The organism is Flavobacterium sp. (assembly GCF_017744675.1).
Classification (GTDB): Bacteria; Bacteroidota; Bacteroidia; order Flavobacteriales; family Flavobacteriaceae; genus Flavobacterium.
Window position 1 is genome coordinate 77,134 of sequence record NZ_JAGIAV010000007.1, and the last position, 20,828, is coordinate 97,961.

A 20,828-nucleotide genomic window follows, 5' to 3' on the forward strand; every position below is an offset into this window, starting at 1 on the left:
GTTTAAAAAGTTATTTTACTTCTGGAACAATAATTTGATATTTTCCGCTTAGATGCATTAGGCTAAAAAGATACATTAGTCCATCATAGTATGGATCAAAGTAACCGTCTTCATAAGGCTCGAGTTTTGCATTCCAGATTGCGTGAACAAAATCTAAACTCTCCTTATCGGGATTGACTAATGATGCAGTGGCTGAAGTGGCTACTAAACCAATGGAATGTCTGAGTTTTTTAACAGGGCCTGCTTGAAGAATAAAATCTGGGGTTGAACCATCTAGATTAAACTGATCCTCAAATTTGTCCAATCCTTTAGATCGAAGAAAATTTTGAAATCGTTTTGCATATTCTTCCTGCCATTTTTTATCTTTTCCGTACCAAGTGTAATCCATTGCCACATTCATAGGCACGCGCCATGAATCGTAACGAAATCCAGCAGGCATCCAAGGTGTTGGGTGCGGTTCGCCAGTAAATTCGGTATAATCTGAATTCAGACCTGTTACAGGATGGCAAGCTTTATGCAAAAAATTACGCGAAACTTCTGCACATTCTTTATAGAATTGTTCGTGGCCATCTTTAGCATACAATGCCCATATTTCGTAGAAAGCAGGAACATGATAAGAAGGATCTGTCCAATTATAGCCTCCGCCCTCTGGCACAAATGAAATCTGTTTGTGTTCGGTATTTATAATATTATGCACTTTGCCAGTTCCGTCTTTTTTCCACATGGCATCCAGTATTTTTCTGGCTTCTTTGTAGTAGTCTATTCCTGTCGCGTTTCCCCATTTGTTGGAAGCAAAAAGAAGGCTGGTTACATAATACAATTCGCCATCTGAAGCAGATCCTGGAGAGTTTTGCTTTTTAGTAAACGGATTTACGCTCCAAGCAAAATAACCTTCTCTTGGCCCATCTTGATGCTGCATGTATTTTACAGACCAACGCCAAAGACGATCAAAAACTTCTTTTTTATTGAGCTGAACGGCAATCATCATTCCGTACGACATTCCTTCGGTACGGGCATCTTTATTTTTAACATCAGAGACATATCCTAGAGCATCTCCTTCTTCAAAATATACTTTATTTGGCCCTTCAAAAATATCAAAATAGGCTTTGGCCACTTTTTTGTCTATTTCATCTTGGCTATAGCCCGCTTCTTTAAAAAGATTTCGGTATTGGGGTCTTTCAGCTTCTGTTTTTGCTGTTTTCTTTTTCTTCTGTCCCATAACCGAAATTGGCGCAGCGAGCAGGACCATTAGTACCGAAGCCGAAACTGCAATTAAATATCGGTTTGATTTTTTTTTATATGCAATCATATTTATCTGTTTAAATATTAATTATTCATCAGAAAAAACAAAATGAAGTTTATTTTACAGCGCTTACACCTTCGGCAGTCTGCACTATTTTTTTGATGGTTCCGTCTTTATTGTACTGCATATAGTCTACGCAAATTGAACGTCTGTAACTGCCTCCCGTTGGCAAACTTCCGTTATGATAAAAAAAGTACGACTTGCCTTTATAGTCAATAATACCGGGGTGTGTAGTAAAACTATTCTGTACATTTTCTTGAATAATTCCTTGATAGTTCCAAGGTCCAGCAATGTTTTTTGCAGTGCAGTATTCTATCATTTCTGGTTTTGTGCCCGCACTAGCATATACGAGATAATAAAGTCCTTTTCTTTTGTAAACCCACGGGCCTTCAATATAATTTTTAGGTTTGAAAGTGGTGATCGCTCCATCTAACTCTATCATATTTTTTTTAAGCTTTACCGATTTGCAACTTCCATTTCCCCAAAACATGTAGGCTTGTCCATCGTCATCTATAAATACTGTTGGGTCAATATCGTCCCAACCGTATTTCATATCTGTTGTCATTTCGTTTGTAATGAGCGCTTTTCCAATTGCATCTTTAAAAGGCCCTATCGGACTGTCTGAAACTGCAACACCAATTGCCGCACCACCTTGGCTTGCTTCATCTTTTTTATGAAATGTAGAAACAAACCAATAGAATTTCCCGTCTCTTTCTATACACTGAGCAGCATATGCATCGCCTGTTGCCCAAGAAAATGTGCTAGGCGAAAGCAATGCTCCGTGATCTTTCCAATCTTTCATATTTGTGGTAGAAAACACGTGCCAATCAGACATTTTATAATTGGTGTCTTCCTGAGTGGCTACATCATGGCCTGTGTACAAATACAAAGTACCTTTATGCACTAGAGGAGCTGGATCGGCAGTAAAAATATCTTTGATAATAGGATTTTGCGCTTCTGTATGTACTGCAAATAAATTGCATAAGAGCACAAATAAAATTTTGCCTGTATTCTTCATTTTTGTTTGATTTAATTAAATGATTCGAAAATGCAATCTGTTTTTTCTTTGATTGTATTGCTCTAAACAATAAACAGCGCAGTAAAATGCGCTGTTTACAAAAAACTAACTTAACTTAACTTGACTTAACTTAAACTAACCAAAATTTAATTATCTTAATAACCAGGATTGTTATCGCTTGGTTTTATTTTAGGATTAGAAGATGTTTCTCTATTTGGTATAGGCCATAATTCACTTTTGCCAGGAGTAAAACCTGTGCCTTGCAATACTGTACTTGCCAGACCCCATCTTATAAGATCATCAAAACGAGATTGTTCTCCTGCAAATTCTACTTGACGTTCGTGAACGATTGCGGCAAAAACTGCATCTTTTGTTGGCGCAATAGTAGTTGTCAGGTTTGCTCTATCGCGTACTTCTTTAATATAAGCTATGGCTGCTGTCTGCGAACCGCCATTTCTTTGGTTTTCGCATTCTGCTTTCATAAGCAATACATCTGCATAACGCATTACTTTAAAGTTGATGCTTGATCGAGTTGCCTCATCTTCTCTATTGTAATAGTTTTGATATTTTTTCCATCCTGCTCTTCTAATACCAGCTGAAGTAGTAAAATTGCTTGGAATCATTACCTTAGTTCCTTTTAAATAAGTTGAACCAGGAACATAAAAAGTATCTCCGAAACGGTTATCTCCAACCTCATAAGAATCTAGAAGATTATCTGATGGATAAACGTTGTACCAGCTAAGGTTTCCGTACTCTTGACCTCTAAGTGTTGACTCATCAAAACCAGTTCCGCTGCTATCTCCAACAGCTCCCCATTGATCACCCGTTCCATTTTTTTCGTCAAACTCGATTTCAAAAATCGACTCTTTGCCATGTTCTGTTTCTTCCATGAAGTTGTTGTAAAAATTACCTTTGTCTTCAAGGCTGTAACCCGTCACATTATTTAAAGCTGCTAAAGCTTCGTCGTATTTCTTTTGGTACAATAATACTTTACCCAATTGCGCATAAGCCGCTTCTTTATTGGCTCTTCCTGCTGATTCTGATCCTTTTGGCAATAGATTTTGTGTTGCAAATACCAAATCCTCTTCAATCAAGGCATATACTTCTGCTTTAGGGCTTCTTGCATTTCCTACAATAGTACCTGTTTTATAAATTGGCAAATCGCCAAAGCGTCTTACTAATAGGAAATAATAGTAAGCTCTTAAAAAATGAGCTTCTCCTAAATATTTGTTTTTTCTTTCCTGAGACAAAACACTATTTGGAAGGGCATTGATTTTAGGCTCGTTATCCAGCACAAAATTGGCTCTGGATATTCCTGTGTAACAAGATTCCCAATAGTATTGAATAATATCATTTCCTGCATTAAAAGAAAAATCCTGAAAAGGTTTCTTGTTACCTTCCAACTGCGGATTTCCTAAAGCATCATGCCCCATAAGGTCCATGGCGAAGAAAAGATTTCTTCCATAAAGTCCTCTCGTCTGAAGATTTGCATACGAAGCATTTACGGCAGACTGCACCTGCGTTTCAGTTTTAAAGAAAGTTTCAGGCGATAAAGTATTGGGATTAGTCAATTCTAATTCGCTACTGTCACATGAAGTTAGAGTTAAAGCTCCAGACAGTACTATAAGTATATATTTAATTTTTTTCATCGTCTTTAAATATTAAAATGTAACATCAATTCCAAAAATTACCGATTTTGGCTGTGGATATCTTCCTAAATCGATACCTGCTGAATTTGCATTACCATCTGCTCTTGCAATTTCTGGATCTAAACCAGAGTATTTTGTAATTGTAACAAGGTTTTGCGCACTTAAGTAGAATCTCGCTTTTGAGAAATAACTCTTAAAAGCATCTCCTGTCAATGTATATCCTATTGCGATGTTTTTTAATCTTGTGAAAGAACCATCTTCAATATAACGTTGGTTGGCAGATGACCAGTTGATATCTGCCCCTTGTGCTCTTGGCAATGTAGCTGAAGGATTAGTAACAACTCCATTTACAACATTAGCTCTGTCTAAAACATCTGTGCTGGCGTTAAACAAACGGTTCATTCCTTTCAGGTCAAAAGTATTTGCATTATAAATATCGTTTCCTGCAACTCCTGTGATAAAGCAATTGAAATCAAAGTTTTTATATGCTGCAGTTAGGTTTAAACCATAAGTAAAATCAGGGTACGGATTTCCGATGTTTGTTTTATCATCTGAATTGATCACTTTATTACCATCGCGATCTACAATTTTAATATCACCTGGTTTTATAGCCGTTTGACCTGGTCCAAAAACAGCATCTACTTCTGCCTGATTTTGGTAAATTCCATTAGTCTGGTATCCATAAAAATAGAATAATGGCTGCCCTACTTCTAATCTAGAGAAATTTTCTAAACCTGCTCTTGCAGAAGGACCTCCTAATACGCTAGTCACTCCAGGCGCTAAACCAACCACTTCATTTTTACTTGTTCCTAAATTTGCTACTGCAGACCATGTAAAGTCACCTTTTCTGTCATTGTAACCAATAGAAACTTCAAAACCGCTTACTTTTACGTCTGCAATATTTTGAATTTGAGTTCCGCCGCCTGCAGATCCAACAGAAGCAGCAAGAGGAACTGCAAAAAGAATATCGCTACTTTTATTATTGAAATATTCAAACGAACCTGTTAAGGCATCATCAAATAAACCGAAATCAACACCAATATTTCTATCTAGTTTTGACTCCCATTTCAAGTCCGGATTAGCCGCAACACCTAAAGAAACACCTGGTGCATTTTCTCCTCCAATTGGATAATTGTAGTTTGCCAATAAGGTAGCGCTGTATTGATAGTTGTCTATTCTATCGTTTCCTGTTGTTCCAGTACTAGCTCTTAGTTTTAAGGTGCTGAAAATAGAATTTTGCATAAAGTTTTCTTTCGCAATATTCCAACCTAAAGCCACTGAGTAGAAATTCCCCCAACGGTTATTTGCCCCAAAACGAGAAGATGCATCTCTACGTCCTGAAACTGCTAAAAGATATTTACCATCATAATCATAGTTGATACGAGCAATATATCCTAAGTTTTTTTCTTCATAATTAGCAGATCCTAAACTTCCCTCGTTATATCTTAACTGATCAATTTCGTTTGAAATATAGTATTTACTACCTGCCGCTAAACTTTGTCCTTTTCCGTCAATTTTAGTAATAACTCCCAATACTTCAAGGTTGTGCTTTTGAGCAATAGTCGTTTTATACGTTAGACTATTATCGAAAACGATAGTTTGTCCTTGAGTATTTGTTTCATTTGTTGAAGAAAATGCTTGTTTGTGATAAGAGCCATCCTGAAAGCTTGGAATAAAAGTATGGTCTTTACTTGTAAAGTAATCTAAGGAAACTTGCGATCTGAATTTCAATCCTTTGTAGATTTCCAATTCTGCGTAAATATTCCCGATAATAGACAGGTTGTTAATTTTTTGATATCCTAAATTAGCAACACGCACTGGGTTTTCAGCATCATTCCCATCAATTGCACTAGGACCTTGATAACCTCCCAAACTGTTTTCATTATAAATTGGGAAATACGGAGCCATTTTAATGGCATGCTCAAGTAAAGTTCTTCCTCCTGAGCTACGCTCTGGATTAATAGTACTGAAAGAAACTCCCATATTGCTTCCTATTTTTAGCTTTCCAATATCCTGTGTATTATTGGCTCTAAAAGAATAACGTTCGAAACCTGTATTTATAATAGCTCCGTCCTGTTTCATATATTCTGCAGAATAGCGTCCTGTTGAAGTCTCTGTACCATTTGAAAAACTTAGGTTGTAATCCTGCATAACTCCTGTTTGAAAAATCTGATCTTGCCAGTTGGTATTGATATTTCCAAACTCTGCAGCTCTTGCTGTTAAATCGCTTCCTAAATCTTTAGCGTATTGCAAATATTGCTGCGTATTTAAAACACTATATCGTTTTGTCACTTCCTGTCCACCAACGTAAGTGCTAAAGTTTAACTGACCTGGGCCTTTTTTACCTTTTTTAGTGGTCACCATAACAACACCATTAAAAGCTTTAGAACCGTATAAAGCGGTTGTAGAAGCATCTTTCAAAACCGAGATGCTCTCGATGTCATTAGGGCTTAATCCAGAAAGATTTCCAGTTAAAACTCCATCAATTACGTATAAAGGAGCACTATTTCCCATTGTTGCTAGTCCACGAATGCTTACGGTAGGATTAGAACCAGGCGCACCATTTACCACTGTAACCCCTGCAGCACGTCCTTGTAAAGCAGATTCTGCATTGGTGATAGGCACTGCGGCAATATCTTTTGAGCTTACCGTAGAAATCGCTCCTGTAACCTTCGCTCGTTTTTGAGTACCGTAGGCTACAACAACTTCATTTAAATTTTGGGTATTTTGAACAAGAGTTACATTGATCGAGCTTCTTTCTCCTACAGTAATAGTCTGTGAAACTAAACCAACATAAGAATACGTTATTTTATCGGTAGGATTAACTCCTTTTAAAGAGTATTTACCGTCAAAATCTGTCGATGCGCTATTTTGCGTACCTTCTACATTAACACTGGCACCCGGCAACGGAAATCCCGAAGGGTCGGTAATCACGCCATGAATGGTCTTTGATTGTGCCATTATACTATGACTGCCAACTAACAGCAGTCCGATTAGTGCAATTTTGAGCTTTAACTTCATATTAATTGTTTTTTGTTTGGTTTAAATAGTTAATGGTTTTGTTTTAATTTAGTAAAGGGTTCATTTGTATGTTGAATTCAGTTTATATTGTAAAAAGACCTTTTTAATATGAAATCAATTAGATCTAAAACATAGTACAACAAATATAAAAAAACAACTAATAAAACAATCGGTTGCTTTGTATTTTATTTAAAAAAAACTCAAAAAACTATAGAAATAAAAACATTAAAAATATTTTTTCATCACTAAAATTAAAAATTATGCATTTTGAAAATAATTTTAAAAATAAAAAATAATAATTCGGTAGCCAACTGACCAATTTTATACAAAAAATATAATATTAAAAAAACCAAATAAAATTCCTAAAAATTCCAAAAACATAAGTAAAAATTTACTAAAACTAGTTAAAATACATCGTTTTGCAATTTATCTTATACCAATTTTGAGCTGACAACAAGTTAAAAAAGACAAAATAACAATCGGTTGCTATAAGAAACCTATTTTTTAAGCATAAATTGCATTTCCAAAAAAAAAGCCCGATGCAATTGCATCGGGCTATAAAAATATAGTAAGAATATATTTATTTCATTCCATTTAATCCATCTGCAAATCCTGTGTAGGCTGGCTTACGGGTAAACTGAATATCCCATAAAGCTTGCTTTTCGCCAGGAAGCCAAGAAGAATCTTTTTTGCTATCTGTAATTCCCCAAACGGTAATGCCATATCTTTGTTTGGTAGGAATGTATTTTGAGTACATATCTACAACATATTTGTACATTTCAGCTTGTTTTTGAAGCATACTCTCCGTTACGTCTCCAGTTCCTACTGCTATATCCAGCTCCGATACTTTAATAAGTTTGCCTGTCGCTGCCAATAATTGAAACATTGTGGCAATATTCTCTTTATTCGAATTAATGCTAATATGCATCTGCGTGGCAATACCATCTACTTTTTGTCCTTTGCTTTCAATATATTCGACATATTTAATAAGTCCTTTGCATTTATCCAGATTATACTCAAGATTATAATCGTTTACAAATAATTTATCGGTCGGATTACCATATTTTCTCGCCACTCTAAACGCCTCTACAGCATAATCTTTTCCTAAATAATCTTGCCAGAAAAACTCGTCAGCGGCCAAAGTTTTGCCAACACCTGTTTTTAACTCATAAGGTTTACCATCGTCCATTGGCTCATTTACCACATCCCAAGCTTTTACTGAAGGAGCACATTTTTTTACCATTTCTGAGATCCATTTTTCTAGACTTTCATTAATGATATTTTTCTTTTGTTCTGGAGTTTTCTCAATGATTGTGCTTCCTCCTGTTGGATTGTACTTTTTTAATGTAATGTTATCAAAATAATAATTTGTAGCCGTTTTTCCAAGATTGAAAGCAATTGCTCCACAAGTTGCCTGCTCTGCAGAAACGGTAATCTCTTTTGTGTAGGTTGTCCAAGTCGGCGTAGAAGAAATCGTACCGAAAAAGTCCCAGTGCTTGTATGCTCCAGGAGTTACATGCGCCTGCGTAGAATACGACGCATTTACATCGGAGCGAACATCCATAGACAGCTGGTATTTTTCACCTGCTTGAACTGCTGGAGAAAATTTAATAAACAGCTGTGCCTCCCAGTCGTTTGCGCGAACTGCGGCATTGGTTAATTTAAGTGCTCTGCCAGCTCCATTTGCGCCTTCGCCAGCTGCTGTAAAGGATGCTGTTATATTTGAATTTACTTGATAATTAGAAGCATTGTCGGTTTCAAAATCGTTCCCTGTTACGAGATCCCAACTTGGCCCGCCTGTTGACGGAATGATCACAGGAGCAATAAGGCTCTTTAAATAGGTTGCGTTTTGATTGGCATGCCAGCATAATGTATGTCCAAATACTGTAACTCCAGATTGCTGACTCGCGGCAAGCAGTTTTTCAATTCCAGAAAAGTCAAACGTGCCATCATTTTTAACTACCGCCCCATGTTTCATTTCGTATCCCATGGTGATTTCATCAAAATTTCGATCGACAAGCCTTTTCACAACTCCGCCTGAAACATACTCCGACAATGATATTCCGGCACCCAATTTAAAATCTGGATTACTAGATCTGTCAACATAAGTTTTTAAATCTTTATAAGCATCTATTTTTTCCTGATTGGCAATGGACTCCGGTTTATCATATTCAAAATTTAAAACACTATCATTTGCACAGGACCAGACTGCTGCAGCAATGCAGAACAGTAATGCCATTTTATATAATTTATTCATATCGTTTAAATTTATACGTTTAATAATTTCAATTATTTGGCAACTGGCGTAAACAATTCTGCAGTTACGCCTCGATCACGAAGTACTAATGTATCTTGGGTCGCTAGATTAAAATCTTGAAAATTGACTTTATAATCTAAATAAAGTGCATCGCGATCTTTGCTTCCCCAACTGTTTTTTTCTCCTTTTTTTACAAATTTACCTGTGCCAGATGCTGTAAACTGAGCATTATTATTTCCAGAAATGGTACAATTATTATTATCATCAAATGTGAGCACTAGATTAAAATTGATATTGGCTCCTGCATTGTCTTTAATCGTAATCGGAAAATCTATAGTTTTCATGCCCAAAGTATTGATTCTATTAACCTGATCTTTTTCAACATATTGATTATGACGGGTTACTACTCTATTAAGGGCCGTATTTCCGTTATTTCCAACAAAAGTATCTTTACCTCTTCTTAAATAGAACCCATCCCACGGATTTACATATTTAATGGCATAAAACACAAAATCTTTTGGTGCTACGCTCCAGTCAGAAGCTATTGCTCTTAATGGATTTGCAGCAAGTGCTTTTCCAGATAGAATAGAATCTGCATTGACAACTTTGGTCATTTGAAGCGGAATAACATATGTCTTTTTTATTGCTAGAGGATCTGCAAAGAAAGCATCTGTCAGCTGCACTTCGACTCCGCCAGAAATCTGTCCTTTCGGAATAACGATTTTATTGCTTAAAAGCGTGTAGTAATTAGCTGGCATAGCAACAATCTGATCGCCTCCGTTATTAAATAAAAGATTTGATGTTAGAGAATTGGCAACCGAAACGTCAATTGTCACGTCGTTATCATTTTTATAAACTCCACCCAAAGTTCCCATTATTTTGCACTTATGCTCATTATCTAGCGAAGTGTCAAATATGTCTTCTCCTAAAGTTATGGTTCTAACAGGAAACTGATAGGCAAAATAAACTGCTGAATACTCGTAATTATCAAAATTTTGCTCCTCGTTAGTGCATGCTGTCAATAAAATAAAAAGAACAGCGGCCATTAAAAATATCTTGTTTTTCATTTTTCTATAATTTAATAATAGACATTAGATAGAATGCAATCCTACCAACCTTTGTTCTGAATTAGAGCGTTAAACTTAAGAACCTCAGAATATGGAATTGGCCCGTATTTCATGTGCTCTTGAAAAAGTCTATTTTCTACTGTAATTTTTTGATAAGCGCCTCCTTGAATCTTCATTCCTTCTGCTGCACTATTTAAGCTTAGATTCCATCTACGCAGATCCCAAAATCTAAAACCTTCAAAACATAATTCTAATCGGCGTTCATTTCTAATTAAATTGCGCATGGCAGACTGATCTGATTTAATAGATTCCAAATACAAATCAGGCTGGCTTATTCCTGCTCTTTTTCTTAGGGCTTGAATTACATCGTAGGCCGAAAATCCTGCAGAACCAGTAGCCAAAGGTCCCCAAGCTTCATTTGCCGCTTCAGCATAAATTAAATACAGCTCAGTATATCTCATACGAGGTTTGTAATGTCTTTGATTATTGACTGCATTTGGATTCAAGTTAACATCCTGACGCAATAATTTTTTCAAATAATAACCTGTTCTTGTTGATGTTCCCACTTTGTTTAGCGCGTCATTTGTACTTCCGTCACTTGCTGTTGTTATTACGGTATTGTTTACCCCCGCAGTAGCTTGATTTACTAAAATAAATTTTTGCAAACGCGGATCGCGATTGGCATACGGATTAGCAGCATTGTAATTACTGGCTGGATCTGTAATAGGATATCCATTTGCCATAGGAAAAGCATCAACTAAATTTTGAGTTGGATTTACACGTCCTTTTCCAAAAAGTGTTGGCGGAAAATTATCACTTTCTAAAGTGTTGCTTTCTGCAATATCCGATCTCCAGATTACTTCTTTAGGATTTACCCCTCCGCCTAAACTGCTCAATTCAGCTGCATTATTAAACCAATTCAATCCGTTTGGATCAATTCCTGTAATTCCGCCATTAAGGTTTAGCAAATCTCCAGCATATTTAGCCGCATTTTCCCACGTAGTCGTACTTCCAGAGCTAAACGCTGGACTTGCAGCCAATAAAGCCGCTTGAGCTCTTACCACTTGTGCAATTCTAGAAGACATTCTTTGTCTAGCATATTGTCCAAAGACACGATTATAATCGGCTAGATTATCATATCCAGGAGGCAGAGTCGCAGCATCTTCAAAATCTAAAGGAAGCAGTTCTACCGCTTTTGCAACATCGGCATACAATTGTTTCATACAATCTTCAAATGAACTTCTGGCCACATTGAAATTTGAAGTTGAAGTTTGAGGCTCTAGCAAAACTGGAACACCCAATAACTCTCCGTTTGTTGCAACTCCTGCATGAGCCTGCAATAAGTAATACATATAAAGTGCACGCAGTCCGTAAGCCTCCCCTTTTAAACGGTTTCTGAACAATACGCTAACATTATCATCCTTTGCCCATTTTACTTTATCTGCTTCTGCAAGAAATATATTCAGATACTGAATGGCACTTTTTGAATTTGTCCATTGATCTAACGGGTTAAAATTGGCCGTCCATTGTCCTGTTGCTACTTTTAGGTAGTTGCTATTGATGTCGTTGGTAACAGCATCATCTGTAGCAACATCATTAAAAGACCAAGAATTTCCAGGCAATCTGGTATAGGCATTTAAAAGAATACCCTGAGCATATTCTGCTTCAGCATACATATCTTTCAATCCCCTGTTATTTTCTATCGCAGGCTCTATCAAGTCATCGCAGCTGCAAAAAACAAACACAATCGATATAAAAGTTAATAGTTTTATTTTCATACTAATTAAATTAAGTGTTTCTAAAATTTAAAATAATGCTTTAAGACCTAGATTGAAATATCTGGTTTGCGGAGCACTGCCAATGTTCAATTCCATATATTCTCTTTCTTTTGCTATGGTCGCAAGATTGGCTCCTAGCGCATAAACACTTAAACCATTAAAGAAAGTTTGATCCAGCGCTTTTTTTGGAAAATCGTAAGTGATCTGAACTTTAGAAAGATCGATTCTATTGGTGCTATAAATCCAGAAATCTGATGAGCGGTAATTATTATCGCTATTTAAGGATGTTAATCTAGGGAACGTAGCAGTGTCTTTTGTTTCTTCTGTCCAGCTATCGCGAACTTTTATAGAATATTTATCTTCTCCATCTATCCAGTAGTACGAGTTGTTTTTCATTCCGTAAGCACCAGTCTGGCCTGTAACTATTGTAAAGAATGTAAAGTTGTTCCACTTAGCCGTAAAATTAACTCCATAAGTAAACGGAGCTCCGTTCCATCCTGCTTTACCCAAATAAACCTCATCTTTCACATCAATTATACCATCGCCATTCTGGTCTTTGTATTTGATGTCTCCTGGTTTAACTTGTCCAAAAGTCTGCGAAGGCGAGTTTTGAATATCATTTACGTCTCTAAAGAAGCCATCGCTTTTAAGTCCCCATAAAGCATCCAAAGGCTTGCCTTGTCTATTTTGATATGAATTCTCATAAAGTTCTGCACGCTTAGAAGCTTCTGTATTTACATAAGTTCCTGTAAATCCAAGTGCCAAATCTACAGTTCCAACCTTTTTATTCAATCTTAAATCAAAATCAAAACCTGTGCGTTTGTCATCATTGTAATTTATATAAGGAATAAACGAAGTGTTTGGCCAGCTTGTAGTGTAATAATTTGGATATAAACTTGCCGCTTGAATAATGTTTCCTTCCATTTTATTAACGAAAAAATTACCATTCAGTGTGATTAATTTCTTGAAGAATGAACCTTCCAAAGCAACGCTTATTTCTTTTCTTTTTGCAAAACCAAGATCTAAGTTTTCACCTCTTCTTGAGTCGGTGCTTCTGTTCAATGCGCCATCTCTCCAGCTAAACCAAGCTCCATCAGTCTGGGTATAAATACTTTGATACAAATAATAGCCGTTTACGTCAAGATCTGTATTTAAAACTCCGCCTGATACTGACAATTTAAGATTATCGATCTCGTCAATGTTTTTCATGAACGATTCCTGCGATAATCTCCATCCAATAGACATTGTTGGAGAAAATGCGCCGCGGTTTCCTTCAGCAAATTTAGCAGAGTGAACATAGGCACCATTGAATTCTGCAAAATACTTTTGATCAAAATTATAAGCTACGTTTAATCCTAAATTGGCATTACTGGTTTTATGATAAACTGCCGATTGTGACTGTTGAAATCCTGAAGCAATAAGCATCGCCGATACATTGTGCTGTTCTTTTATTTTTTTCACATAATCAAATTGCCCAGAAAAAGCGACGGTTTGAGCAAAGGCACTATTGCTTATGTTTTGAACGCCTGATTTTGCATCTTTTCCGTATTTCGTTAAAGAACTTATCTGATCAAATCCTGCATACGTATTCCAAGTCGCTTCATAGGTTGCATAACTGTTATTGTACGACTGAATGTATGAAGTTGCATAGTCTACTGCAAAATCGGTATGAAATGAAAGGCCATCCAACAAGTCTCCCAACTTTATATCAACACCTGTGTTAAATTGAAACTGACGGCTTGTAAAAGTATTATATCCTCCTGCATAAATGGTTGCAAACGGATTGGTCGGGTTAAGCTGAGTTCCTCCTAACAGATATTGATTGTCTATAATATAATTACTGCTGTTAGCAAGAGCTAGTGTTGCCTTATCACCTGGCTCAATCATACTAATTGGCAATAAAGGGCTGAATAAATGCGGTCTTAATGTTGAGGCACTTTGCCAGTAATCAGTATTTACGCCTCTTGTGTTAGAATAAATAGCATTAGCACCAATTGTCGCAGAAATTCTATCATTAATCGTAAGATCTACATTACCTCTAATGTTAAATCTATTCCTATTATTATTAGCCGCTTCACCAAAGTCTTGCAAAGGGTCTTGCTGCGAAAGAAAATTAACATTTGTAAAATACTTGGCTACTTTATTACCGCCAGTTATTTCGACATTGGCATCGTAGTTAAAATAAAATTTCTTTATGTATTCTGGCGCATAATAGTTAACATTTGGATATCGGTACGGATTTTTTCCTGAAGCAAAATTATAGATCGTTTCGTCTGAATATAAAGGATCTAAACCATCATTAACTCTTGCCTGATTGTAATACTGCATGTATTCTGCAGATCCAAGATATTTAGGCAGACTCTTTGGAATAAAAACCCCATTGTCTAGTCTTGATGTAATTTGCTGTTTTTGAATTTTTCCTTTTTTGGTTGTAATGTAAATTACTCCTTTAGCCGCTCGGCTCCCATAAAGCGCTGCAGCAGATGCTCCTTTTAATAACGTAATCTGATCTATTTCTGTAGTTAGTACCGAATTAGCTTCTCTTGGAACTCCGTCTACTAATACTAAGTATGCTCCCATACCCCATAAACTACCATTAAATCCTCCAACAAGAGCCTGAATTCCGTCAAGACTATAGGTGGTATAATTTTTTTCGATTATTTGAGGCACATTTATATAAGAAACACCTCCCATCAAATTCTCGGCGTCTTCTTTTTTGAAAGCAATCTGTACCTGATCTGATGCAATACGGCTAAGACTTAAATCGTCTATTCCCGCAGAAGCCTTAATAGTAAGTGATTGATATCCTTGTGCCTGCACTACTAAATCTGCATCTGGCGTTACTGTAATCGAATAACTTCCTGTGGCATCTGTTGTTACCGAAACATTATCTTGAGTACTTGCTAGTGTTGCATTTTCAATAGGCTTGCCCTCTGCTCCGGTTATAATCCCTGTTAAGTTTATTTTTTGATTATTTTGTGCAAGGATCTTAGCAGGTAACAAAGTTAATACTGCAAAACATAGCACTATTTTAAGCTGTATAAATTTCATTATTCTATATTTTTTTTAGTTTATTAAAATAGTCTATGAACTACCATCCTGGATTTTGTAAAAATTCCATGTACATATTCACGTCTGCATTTTTTAATGGCAGCCAATAATGTTTTTCAGAAAATTTTCGCTCCAGTATTACCACCTCACGAAGATTAAGCACTTTATTCTGGCTCGGATTATTGACATCTAGCGGACCAGCTCTATCAAATTCAATTGATTTTTTCAAAGTGTATGGGCTTTCAATTAAAAGCATCCAGCGGCGCAAGTCATTAAAACGATGTCCTTCAAAGCTTAATTCAACTGCACGTTCACGTCTTACCTCTCCCATAAATGTATTTAAATCAGTAGTAAATGCGGCTGCAACATGACCAACGCCTGCTCTGTCGCGGATCACATTTATGGCATCAACAGCTGTTTTTGAGAATTGAGGATCTTTTCCTGCTGCACCTCCATATCCTACTGCAGCAGCTTCTGCATACATAATATAGATATCTGAAAGACGCATCCACGGAAGGTGAATATTAAGGTTGTTGCCATACCCAAACCCATCATCAAACTTATTGGCTGTTCTTGGAATGAATTTATAAAGCAAATATCCTGTTCTGCTTCCTGAACTGATGTTTCTATAACTTCCGTCTGTATAAAGATTGGCATATCTGTTTTGCTCTTCGTTGGCAGGCATCGATCCTGTAACACATTTTACACCATCAAATACGATATCATTATAAAAACGCGGATCTCTTCCTTTCCAAGGATATTGCGGGTCATATCCTGATTCTGGATCTGCTTTGGTAATATCTTTAATTGGCATTCCGTTTGCCATTCCGTAATTATCAACATAATTTGCTGTTGGCAAAAATTTCACATCACCGTCACAAATTTGAGGAGCTGGCTGGTATTGTTTTGAAGTTCCCCAGTTAGATCCGTTTGCTCCATAATAAGGTCCTCTAAAAATAGCTTCTGTAGAACCGGGCATTCTCCAGTTACCGCCTGTTGTATAAAAATTATCACTGTATTTGTTGAACGGAACTAGTTTATATTGAGAAGCACCGCTTTCTGTAATGGTAAGAAGTTCAGCAAAAGCTTTTGCCGCTTTTTTACAATATTCGGCATCATAACCTGGATTCCCTTTAGATACCTTATTCATTAACGGACTTCCTGCCCATAGGTAATTTTTTCCTAAATACCCAAGAGCCATTATTTTATTAATACGCAACTCATTCTTTCCTAATGTTCTCTTTCCAACATTGGTATCATCCCAATTTACTGGCAGCAAATCTGCCGCTTCTCTAAAATCGCTTGCTGCTTTGTCTGCACATTCCTGATACGTAAGTCTTGGCAATTTTAATGGCTGATCACTCGGAAGTACTTGATCGATATAAGGAAGTCCCCCAAAATATTGCATGAACTCGAAGTGAAACCATCCTCTGAAAAACAAAAGCTGCCCTTTTATCATTTTCTTTTCCTCTTCGGTATACTCCGTCATTTTATCAATATTAGCAAGACCTATATTCGCTTTGCGAATTCCTGCCCAGCCTAATGTCCATAAATCTTTAGCAAAACGATCGTTGTTTGTACTTACATTTCTTCTGTTCATCCAGCCTGCCTGCCATCCGTCAAATTCAGCTTGCCATCCCCAGAAATCTCCTTTGTCTATTTTGCACACAAAATGAAAATCACGAGCCGTAGATTGAATTTCGTCTTCTCCCCAGTTCCATGAATTTGTCCAGTATGCATTGGTAAAATCAGGAATGCATTGGTATAATTCTTCTGTGAAACCTTGAAAATTTTCAAAATTTTTGAATGCCTCTTCAGAAGAAATATCAGAATCAGCCGATTTTTCAAGATAATCACTGCATGATCCCGCAATTAAAAGCGTACTTAAAACAATGCTGTACTTTACTATAGTGTTTATATATTTTTTCATAATTCTCAGTTTAAAACATAATATTGGCTCCCAGATTAAATCGCTTTACAGTTGGATATGCTCCTTGTGATGCCCATCCCGTTCCTGCAAAATTTGACTCTCTATCATCAGGCATTTTTGACCATAGATACAAGTTGTTTCCGTTGACATATATTCGAATGCTTTGCAGACCTGCAGATTTTATCCATTTTGATTTTCCGTCAAATGTGTAGGCGATCTCAGCGTTCTTTAAACGCAGGTATGAGGCATCGTACATGTATCTGTTTCCATTATTAAAACCGCTTGCAGTTGACAGCCAGCGTGGCATTGGCGAATCGGCATTTGTATTATCTGATGACCAGAAAGAACCTTGATCGTAAACCACATGGTTCTGCTCAGATAAACTGGTTAAAACTACCTGTCTGGTAACGTTGCTCACCCCATAAAACTGTACAAATGCGCTAAAGCCTTTCCAGTTTACACCAAAAGTGGTGTTATAAGTATTTTGCGGTGTTCCAGAATATCCAAACGGAATATTATCTTTAGCATCAATAACACCATCTGCGTTAAAGTCCAGAATATTGTAATTACCTGGAAGCTTTTGTCCATCATTTGTACTATGGATTGTACTGGCATACAATTCATCCCATGTATTGTAGTAGCCATTGCTTACATACGAATAACTCTGCCCAATCGCTTTTCCTTCTCCTTTTTGATAATCCGGCAGCAATTCAGGATTATCAGCACTTATGATTTTGTTTTTGGCATGTGTCATACTGGTATTCAACCAAAGATTTAAGCCACTTCCGAAAGTATAATTAAATTTAAGCTCCAACTCAAAACCTCTGTTTTGAACCTGCCCAAGGTTGGCAACTGGAGCAACTGCACCATAATAAGAAGGTATTGCTCTTCTAAGACCGTCCAATAAAATGTCTCTTCGGTCTTCGCTATACCAATCAAAAGTTCCCGAAACCAGACCTTTGAAGAAACCAAAGTCAAGTCCAATATCGCTTTTTTTCGCTACCTCCCAATGCACATCAGGATTTCCTACAGACGCCTCTTTGTACCAAGTATACGGACTTGATTCTGCCGTTTCTCCTGTCGTACCTAGCAGTGCATTTCCGCCATATGCCCACTGTGACATATACAGCCATCTTCCGTTAACGTTATCATCACCAATTTCACCGTATGTAGCACGTAATTTTAATAAATCAAGAAATGACTGGGTACCCTTCATGAAATTTTCTTTGGTAATAATCCAGCTTACCCCTCCAGAAGAGAAAAAAGCAAAACGGTTTTCTTTATTAAATTTTTCCGATCCATTGTAAGCTCCGTTATACTCTATGAAATATTTATCTGCGTAGTTATAAGTGGTACGAAAAACCCAGTCTTCTCTAAAATGCGGAATCTCGCTTCCTGTTGCAGTCTGGTATCGGTTAAAAAGTCCCAAAACACCTATATCATGCTTTTCAGCAATTTTTTTATGATAATTTAATTGCAGCTGGTAGAAAAGATTTCGGGCTGAAGCGCCATTATTTACGCTTCCAGCACTAGGCGACCATTTTATCCCTTCCTGAAAATCAAATCTGTTATTAAAGTCAAAACTGTTTTTATACAGCACCAATCCAGTGTTTGGATCTATCCATTTCTGCTGAACATCATTGTATAAATCGTTTACCCCTCTGTTGTTTTCTACGAAAGTATTATCAAGGGCAATCATTCCTTTAAAACTAAGCCCTTTAGTTATCATATCTAAGTTTTGCTCTAGCGTAAAATCGGTATTCAACTTCGTGTTGGTTACATATTGCACGCCGCTTATCGCTAAATTCAGCACAGAGTTTGAAGCTTTTCCCTGATTTGGAGCGTAATACCCCCAAGAACCATCAGAATAATAAGGCAAAAACACATCTGGGGCTGTTGAATAAGCCGCATCCCACATTGGATACTCACTTCCTGACGCTCCCCAAGGGCTTTTCTTAACACCATGAGAACCGGCAAGTCCCACTTTAAAAACAGTACTTGGCGTAATCTGAAAATCTAAATTACTTCTCACATTTAAACGATTGTAACCGTATCCAGCGTCATACCCTCTATTATTATTATACTTTTTAAAAAGATCCCCTTCGCTAATAAAATCGGCACTGGCGAAATACTTTACGTATTTAGTACCGCCACTTACGTTTAAACTTGCATTATAAGACATTGCATAATCTTTAAATAGTGTTTTTTGCCAGTCAACATTCGGATAACGTTCTGCTTCATCCGTATTGGCCGGAAATCTATATTTATTAATTATCGCCTGCGGAAGATAATCGTTCCAGCTTGCAGGACTCAATGCCAATTCGTATTCAATTGCTCTGTTTTTCACCATAAGTGCATCGTAAGCATCCAATTTGGCAGGCAGTTCTGAAGGTACTTTTACCGTAGTATTTACTGTAGCTCTAATTAGTGCAGCGCCAGAGCGGCCGCGTTTGGTTGTAATAAGAATTACACCATTGGCTCCTCTTACTCCATAAACTGCGGTAGCAGAAGCATCTTTCAAAACCGAAACCGACTCTACAGAAGTGATTTCAACACTATTCATGGATCTTTCTACCCCATCGACCAAAATAAGCGGCTGCGCATTGTTCCAGGTACTGGCTCCACGAATGAAAAGCTGAGGATCTTCTTCTCCGGGCATCCCCGTACTCGCAGAAGTAATTAATCCAGGCACGTTACCCGTTAAGGCCGCACCAATACTGTTAACTCCCGCCGAACGCTCCAGTGTTTTACCTGAAACTTGTGCAATCGAAGCCACCAAACTAGCTTTTTTCTGTTTTCCGTATCCTACAACAATTACTTCCCCCAAATCTGTCTGATCTTGGTTCATTACCGCATTAATTTCAGACTTACCTTCTACGGCTATCTCCAAGGCTTTAAACCCTACACTTGTAAAAACCAAAACAGATTGAGAGGATGGCACTTTTATAACATATTTACCATCTATGTCTGTAACAGCAACTGCATGTGGCACATTTTTTACGGCAACATTTACCCCTGGAATCCCTAGATGATCGTTGGCAGAGGTTACGCGTCCTGTTATTATAATTTCTTGATTAGTCTGGAATATTGCTTTTTCCATAGGTTCTGATTTCTCAGCGGCCTGTAATGCACCTGTAAACAAAAACTGAAACAAAACTCCTAAAGGCAGATACTTCAAGCCATTAAAAATTCCACGTAATTTTATTCTCATATTAATTAAATGTTTGAACTAATTATTTTATTTATCTCTTCTCTAATTGATAAGCAGCATAAACAAGGAAAGACGTATCCTGTGGAACAATAAATAACTGCTTATAATTATCATTGCTTCATGTCGAATTGTGAGTCATTATTTTGTGGTTTAAGGTTGGTTAGTAAGTTTTTTATAGTTCAGCTGACTCCATTACTTGATTAATGAAATCTTTGGTTTATCTGAGAAATGAATGTGAATTTTATGTTAACAAAAATATATAAAAAAACGAATTACACAACCGATTGTTTGAAAATTTATTGATAATTATTAAAAAAAATACACAAATAAAAACACAATAAATATTTTTTATCTTAATATTTTAGTGATTATTTAATTTTAAGAGCTTTTTGATTCGAAACGATAGTAGGTTTTCAATTTAATCTCAAATTCATTAATAATTGTGTATTTTACACTTAATAACAAAACCCCTCTCATAATATCAGTGTATTATTACAAAAAGAGTGTTTTAATTACTGTAAAACTCTAGAATAATGCTTTTTA

Annotated in this window: 10 protein-coding genes; all 10 read right to left on the minus strand. The window is 36.7% G+C overall.

Annotated elements, in window-relative coordinates:
• Positions 1–10: 10 nt before the first annotated feature.
• The 10 genes from J7574_RS20710 to J7574_RS20755 all read right to left on the minus strand — a co-directional run bounded on the left by J7574_RS20710 (position 11) and on the right by J7574_RS20755 (position 20,285).
• The gene (locus tag J7574_RS20710; protein ID WP_290973324.1) at positions 11–1,309 is read right to left on the minus strand and encodes a glycosyl hydrolase family 8; all 1,299 of its coding nucleotides are present in this window, start codon (positions 1,307–1,309) and stop codon (positions 11–13) included.
• A gap of 49 nt (positions 1,310–1,358) precedes the next feature.
• Positions 1,359–2,321 carry a glycoside hydrolase family 43 protein gene (locus J7574_RS20715; RefSeq protein ID WP_290973327.1) on the minus strand — a complete coding sequence of 321 codons (963 nt, stop codon included), beginning with the start codon at positions 2,319–2,321 and terminating at the stop codon, positions 1,359–1,361.
• Between the two features lie 155 nt (positions 2,322–2,476).
• Entirely contained in the window at positions 2,477–3,970 is a 1,494-nt protein-coding gene (locus tag J7574_RS20720; RefSeq protein WP_290973329.1) for a RagB/SusD family nutrient uptake outer membrane protein, read from the minus strand.
• A 12-nt stretch (positions 3,971–3,982) separates the two neighbouring features.
• Entirely contained in the window at positions 3,983–6,991 is a 3,009-nt protein-coding gene (locus tag J7574_RS20725; protein ID WP_290973332.1) for a TonB-dependent receptor, read from the minus strand.
• A 580-nt stretch (positions 6,992–7,571) separates the two neighbouring features.
• Positions 7,572–9,248 (minus strand): endo-1,4-beta-xylanase, encoded by a 1,677-nt coding sequence (locus J7574_RS20730; protein WP_290973336.1) that lies wholly within the window; start codon positions 9,246–9,248, stop codon positions 7,572–7,574.
• 32 nt (positions 9,249–9,280) lie between these two features.
• A complete protein-coding gene (locus J7574_RS20735; RefSeq protein WP_290973339.1) occupies positions 9,281–10,315 on the minus strand; it encodes a DUF5627 domain-containing protein in 1,035 nt (344 codons plus the stop codon).
• Between the two features lie 41 nt (positions 10,316–10,356).
• The gene (locus J7574_RS20740; protein WP_290973342.1) at positions 10,357–12,093 is read right to left on the minus strand and encodes a RagB/SusD family nutrient uptake outer membrane protein; all 1,737 of its coding nucleotides are present in this window, start codon (positions 12,091–12,093) and stop codon (positions 10,357–10,359) included.
• Positions 12,094–12,120: 27 nt separating this feature from the next.
• Positions 12,121–15,144, minus strand: a complete 3,024-nt coding sequence (locus J7574_RS20745) for a SusC/RagA family TonB-linked outer membrane protein (protein ID WP_290973345.1) — start codon at positions 15,142–15,144, stop codon at positions 12,121–12,123.
• Between the two features lie 40 nt (positions 15,145–15,184).
• Entirely contained in the window at positions 15,185–17,074 is a 1,890-nt protein-coding gene (locus J7574_RS20750; RefSeq protein ID WP_290973348.1) for a RagB/SusD family nutrient uptake outer membrane protein, read from the minus strand.
• Between the two features lie 10 nt (positions 17,075–17,084).
• Positions 17,085–20,285, minus strand: coding sequence for a TonB-dependent receptor (locus tag J7574_RS20755; protein WP_290973351.1), 3,201 nt, complete (start codon positions 20,283–20,285; stop codon positions 17,085–17,087).
• Between the last annotated feature and the right edge of the window lie 543 nt (positions 20,286–20,828).

Bases quoted from the DNA above. Each gene is read 5' to 3' on its own strand.
- J7574_RS20710 (WP_290973324.1), bottom strand. From the start codon at position 1,309: ATGATTGCATATAAAAAAAAATCAAACCGATATTTAATTGCAGTTTCG.
- J7574_RS20715 (WP_290973327.1), bottom strand. From the start codon at position 2,321: ATGAAGAATACAGGCAAAATTTTATTTGTGCTCTTATGCAATTTATTT.
- J7574_RS20720 (WP_290973329.1), bottom strand. From the start codon at position 3,970: ATGAAAAAAATTAAATATATACTTATAGTACTGTCTGGAGCTTTAACT.
- J7574_RS20725 (WP_290973332.1), bottom strand. From the start codon at position 6,991: ATGAAGTTAAAGCTCAAAATTGCACTAATCGGACTGCTGTTAGTTGGC.
- J7574_RS20730 (WP_290973336.1), bottom strand. From the start codon at position 9,248: ATGAATAAATTATATAAAATGGCATTACTGTTCTGCATTGCTGCAGCA.
- J7574_RS20735 (WP_290973339.1), bottom strand. From the start codon at position 10,315: ATGAAAAACAAGATATTTTTAATGGCCGCTGTTCTTTTTATTTTATTG.
- J7574_RS20740 (WP_290973342.1), bottom strand. From the start codon at position 12,093: ATGAAAATAAAACTATTAACTTTTATATCGATTGTGTTTGTTTTTTGC.
- J7574_RS20745 (WP_290973345.1), bottom strand. From the start codon at position 15,144: ATGAAATTTATACAGCTTAAAATAGTGCTATGTTTTGCAGTATTAACT.
- J7574_RS20750 (WP_290973348.1), bottom strand. From the start codon at position 17,074: ATGAAAAAATATATAAACACTATAGTAAAGTACAGCATTGTTTTAAGT.
- J7574_RS20755 (WP_290973351.1), bottom strand. From the start codon at position 20,285: ATGAGAATAAAATTACGTGGAATTTTTAATGGCTTGAAGTATCTGCCT.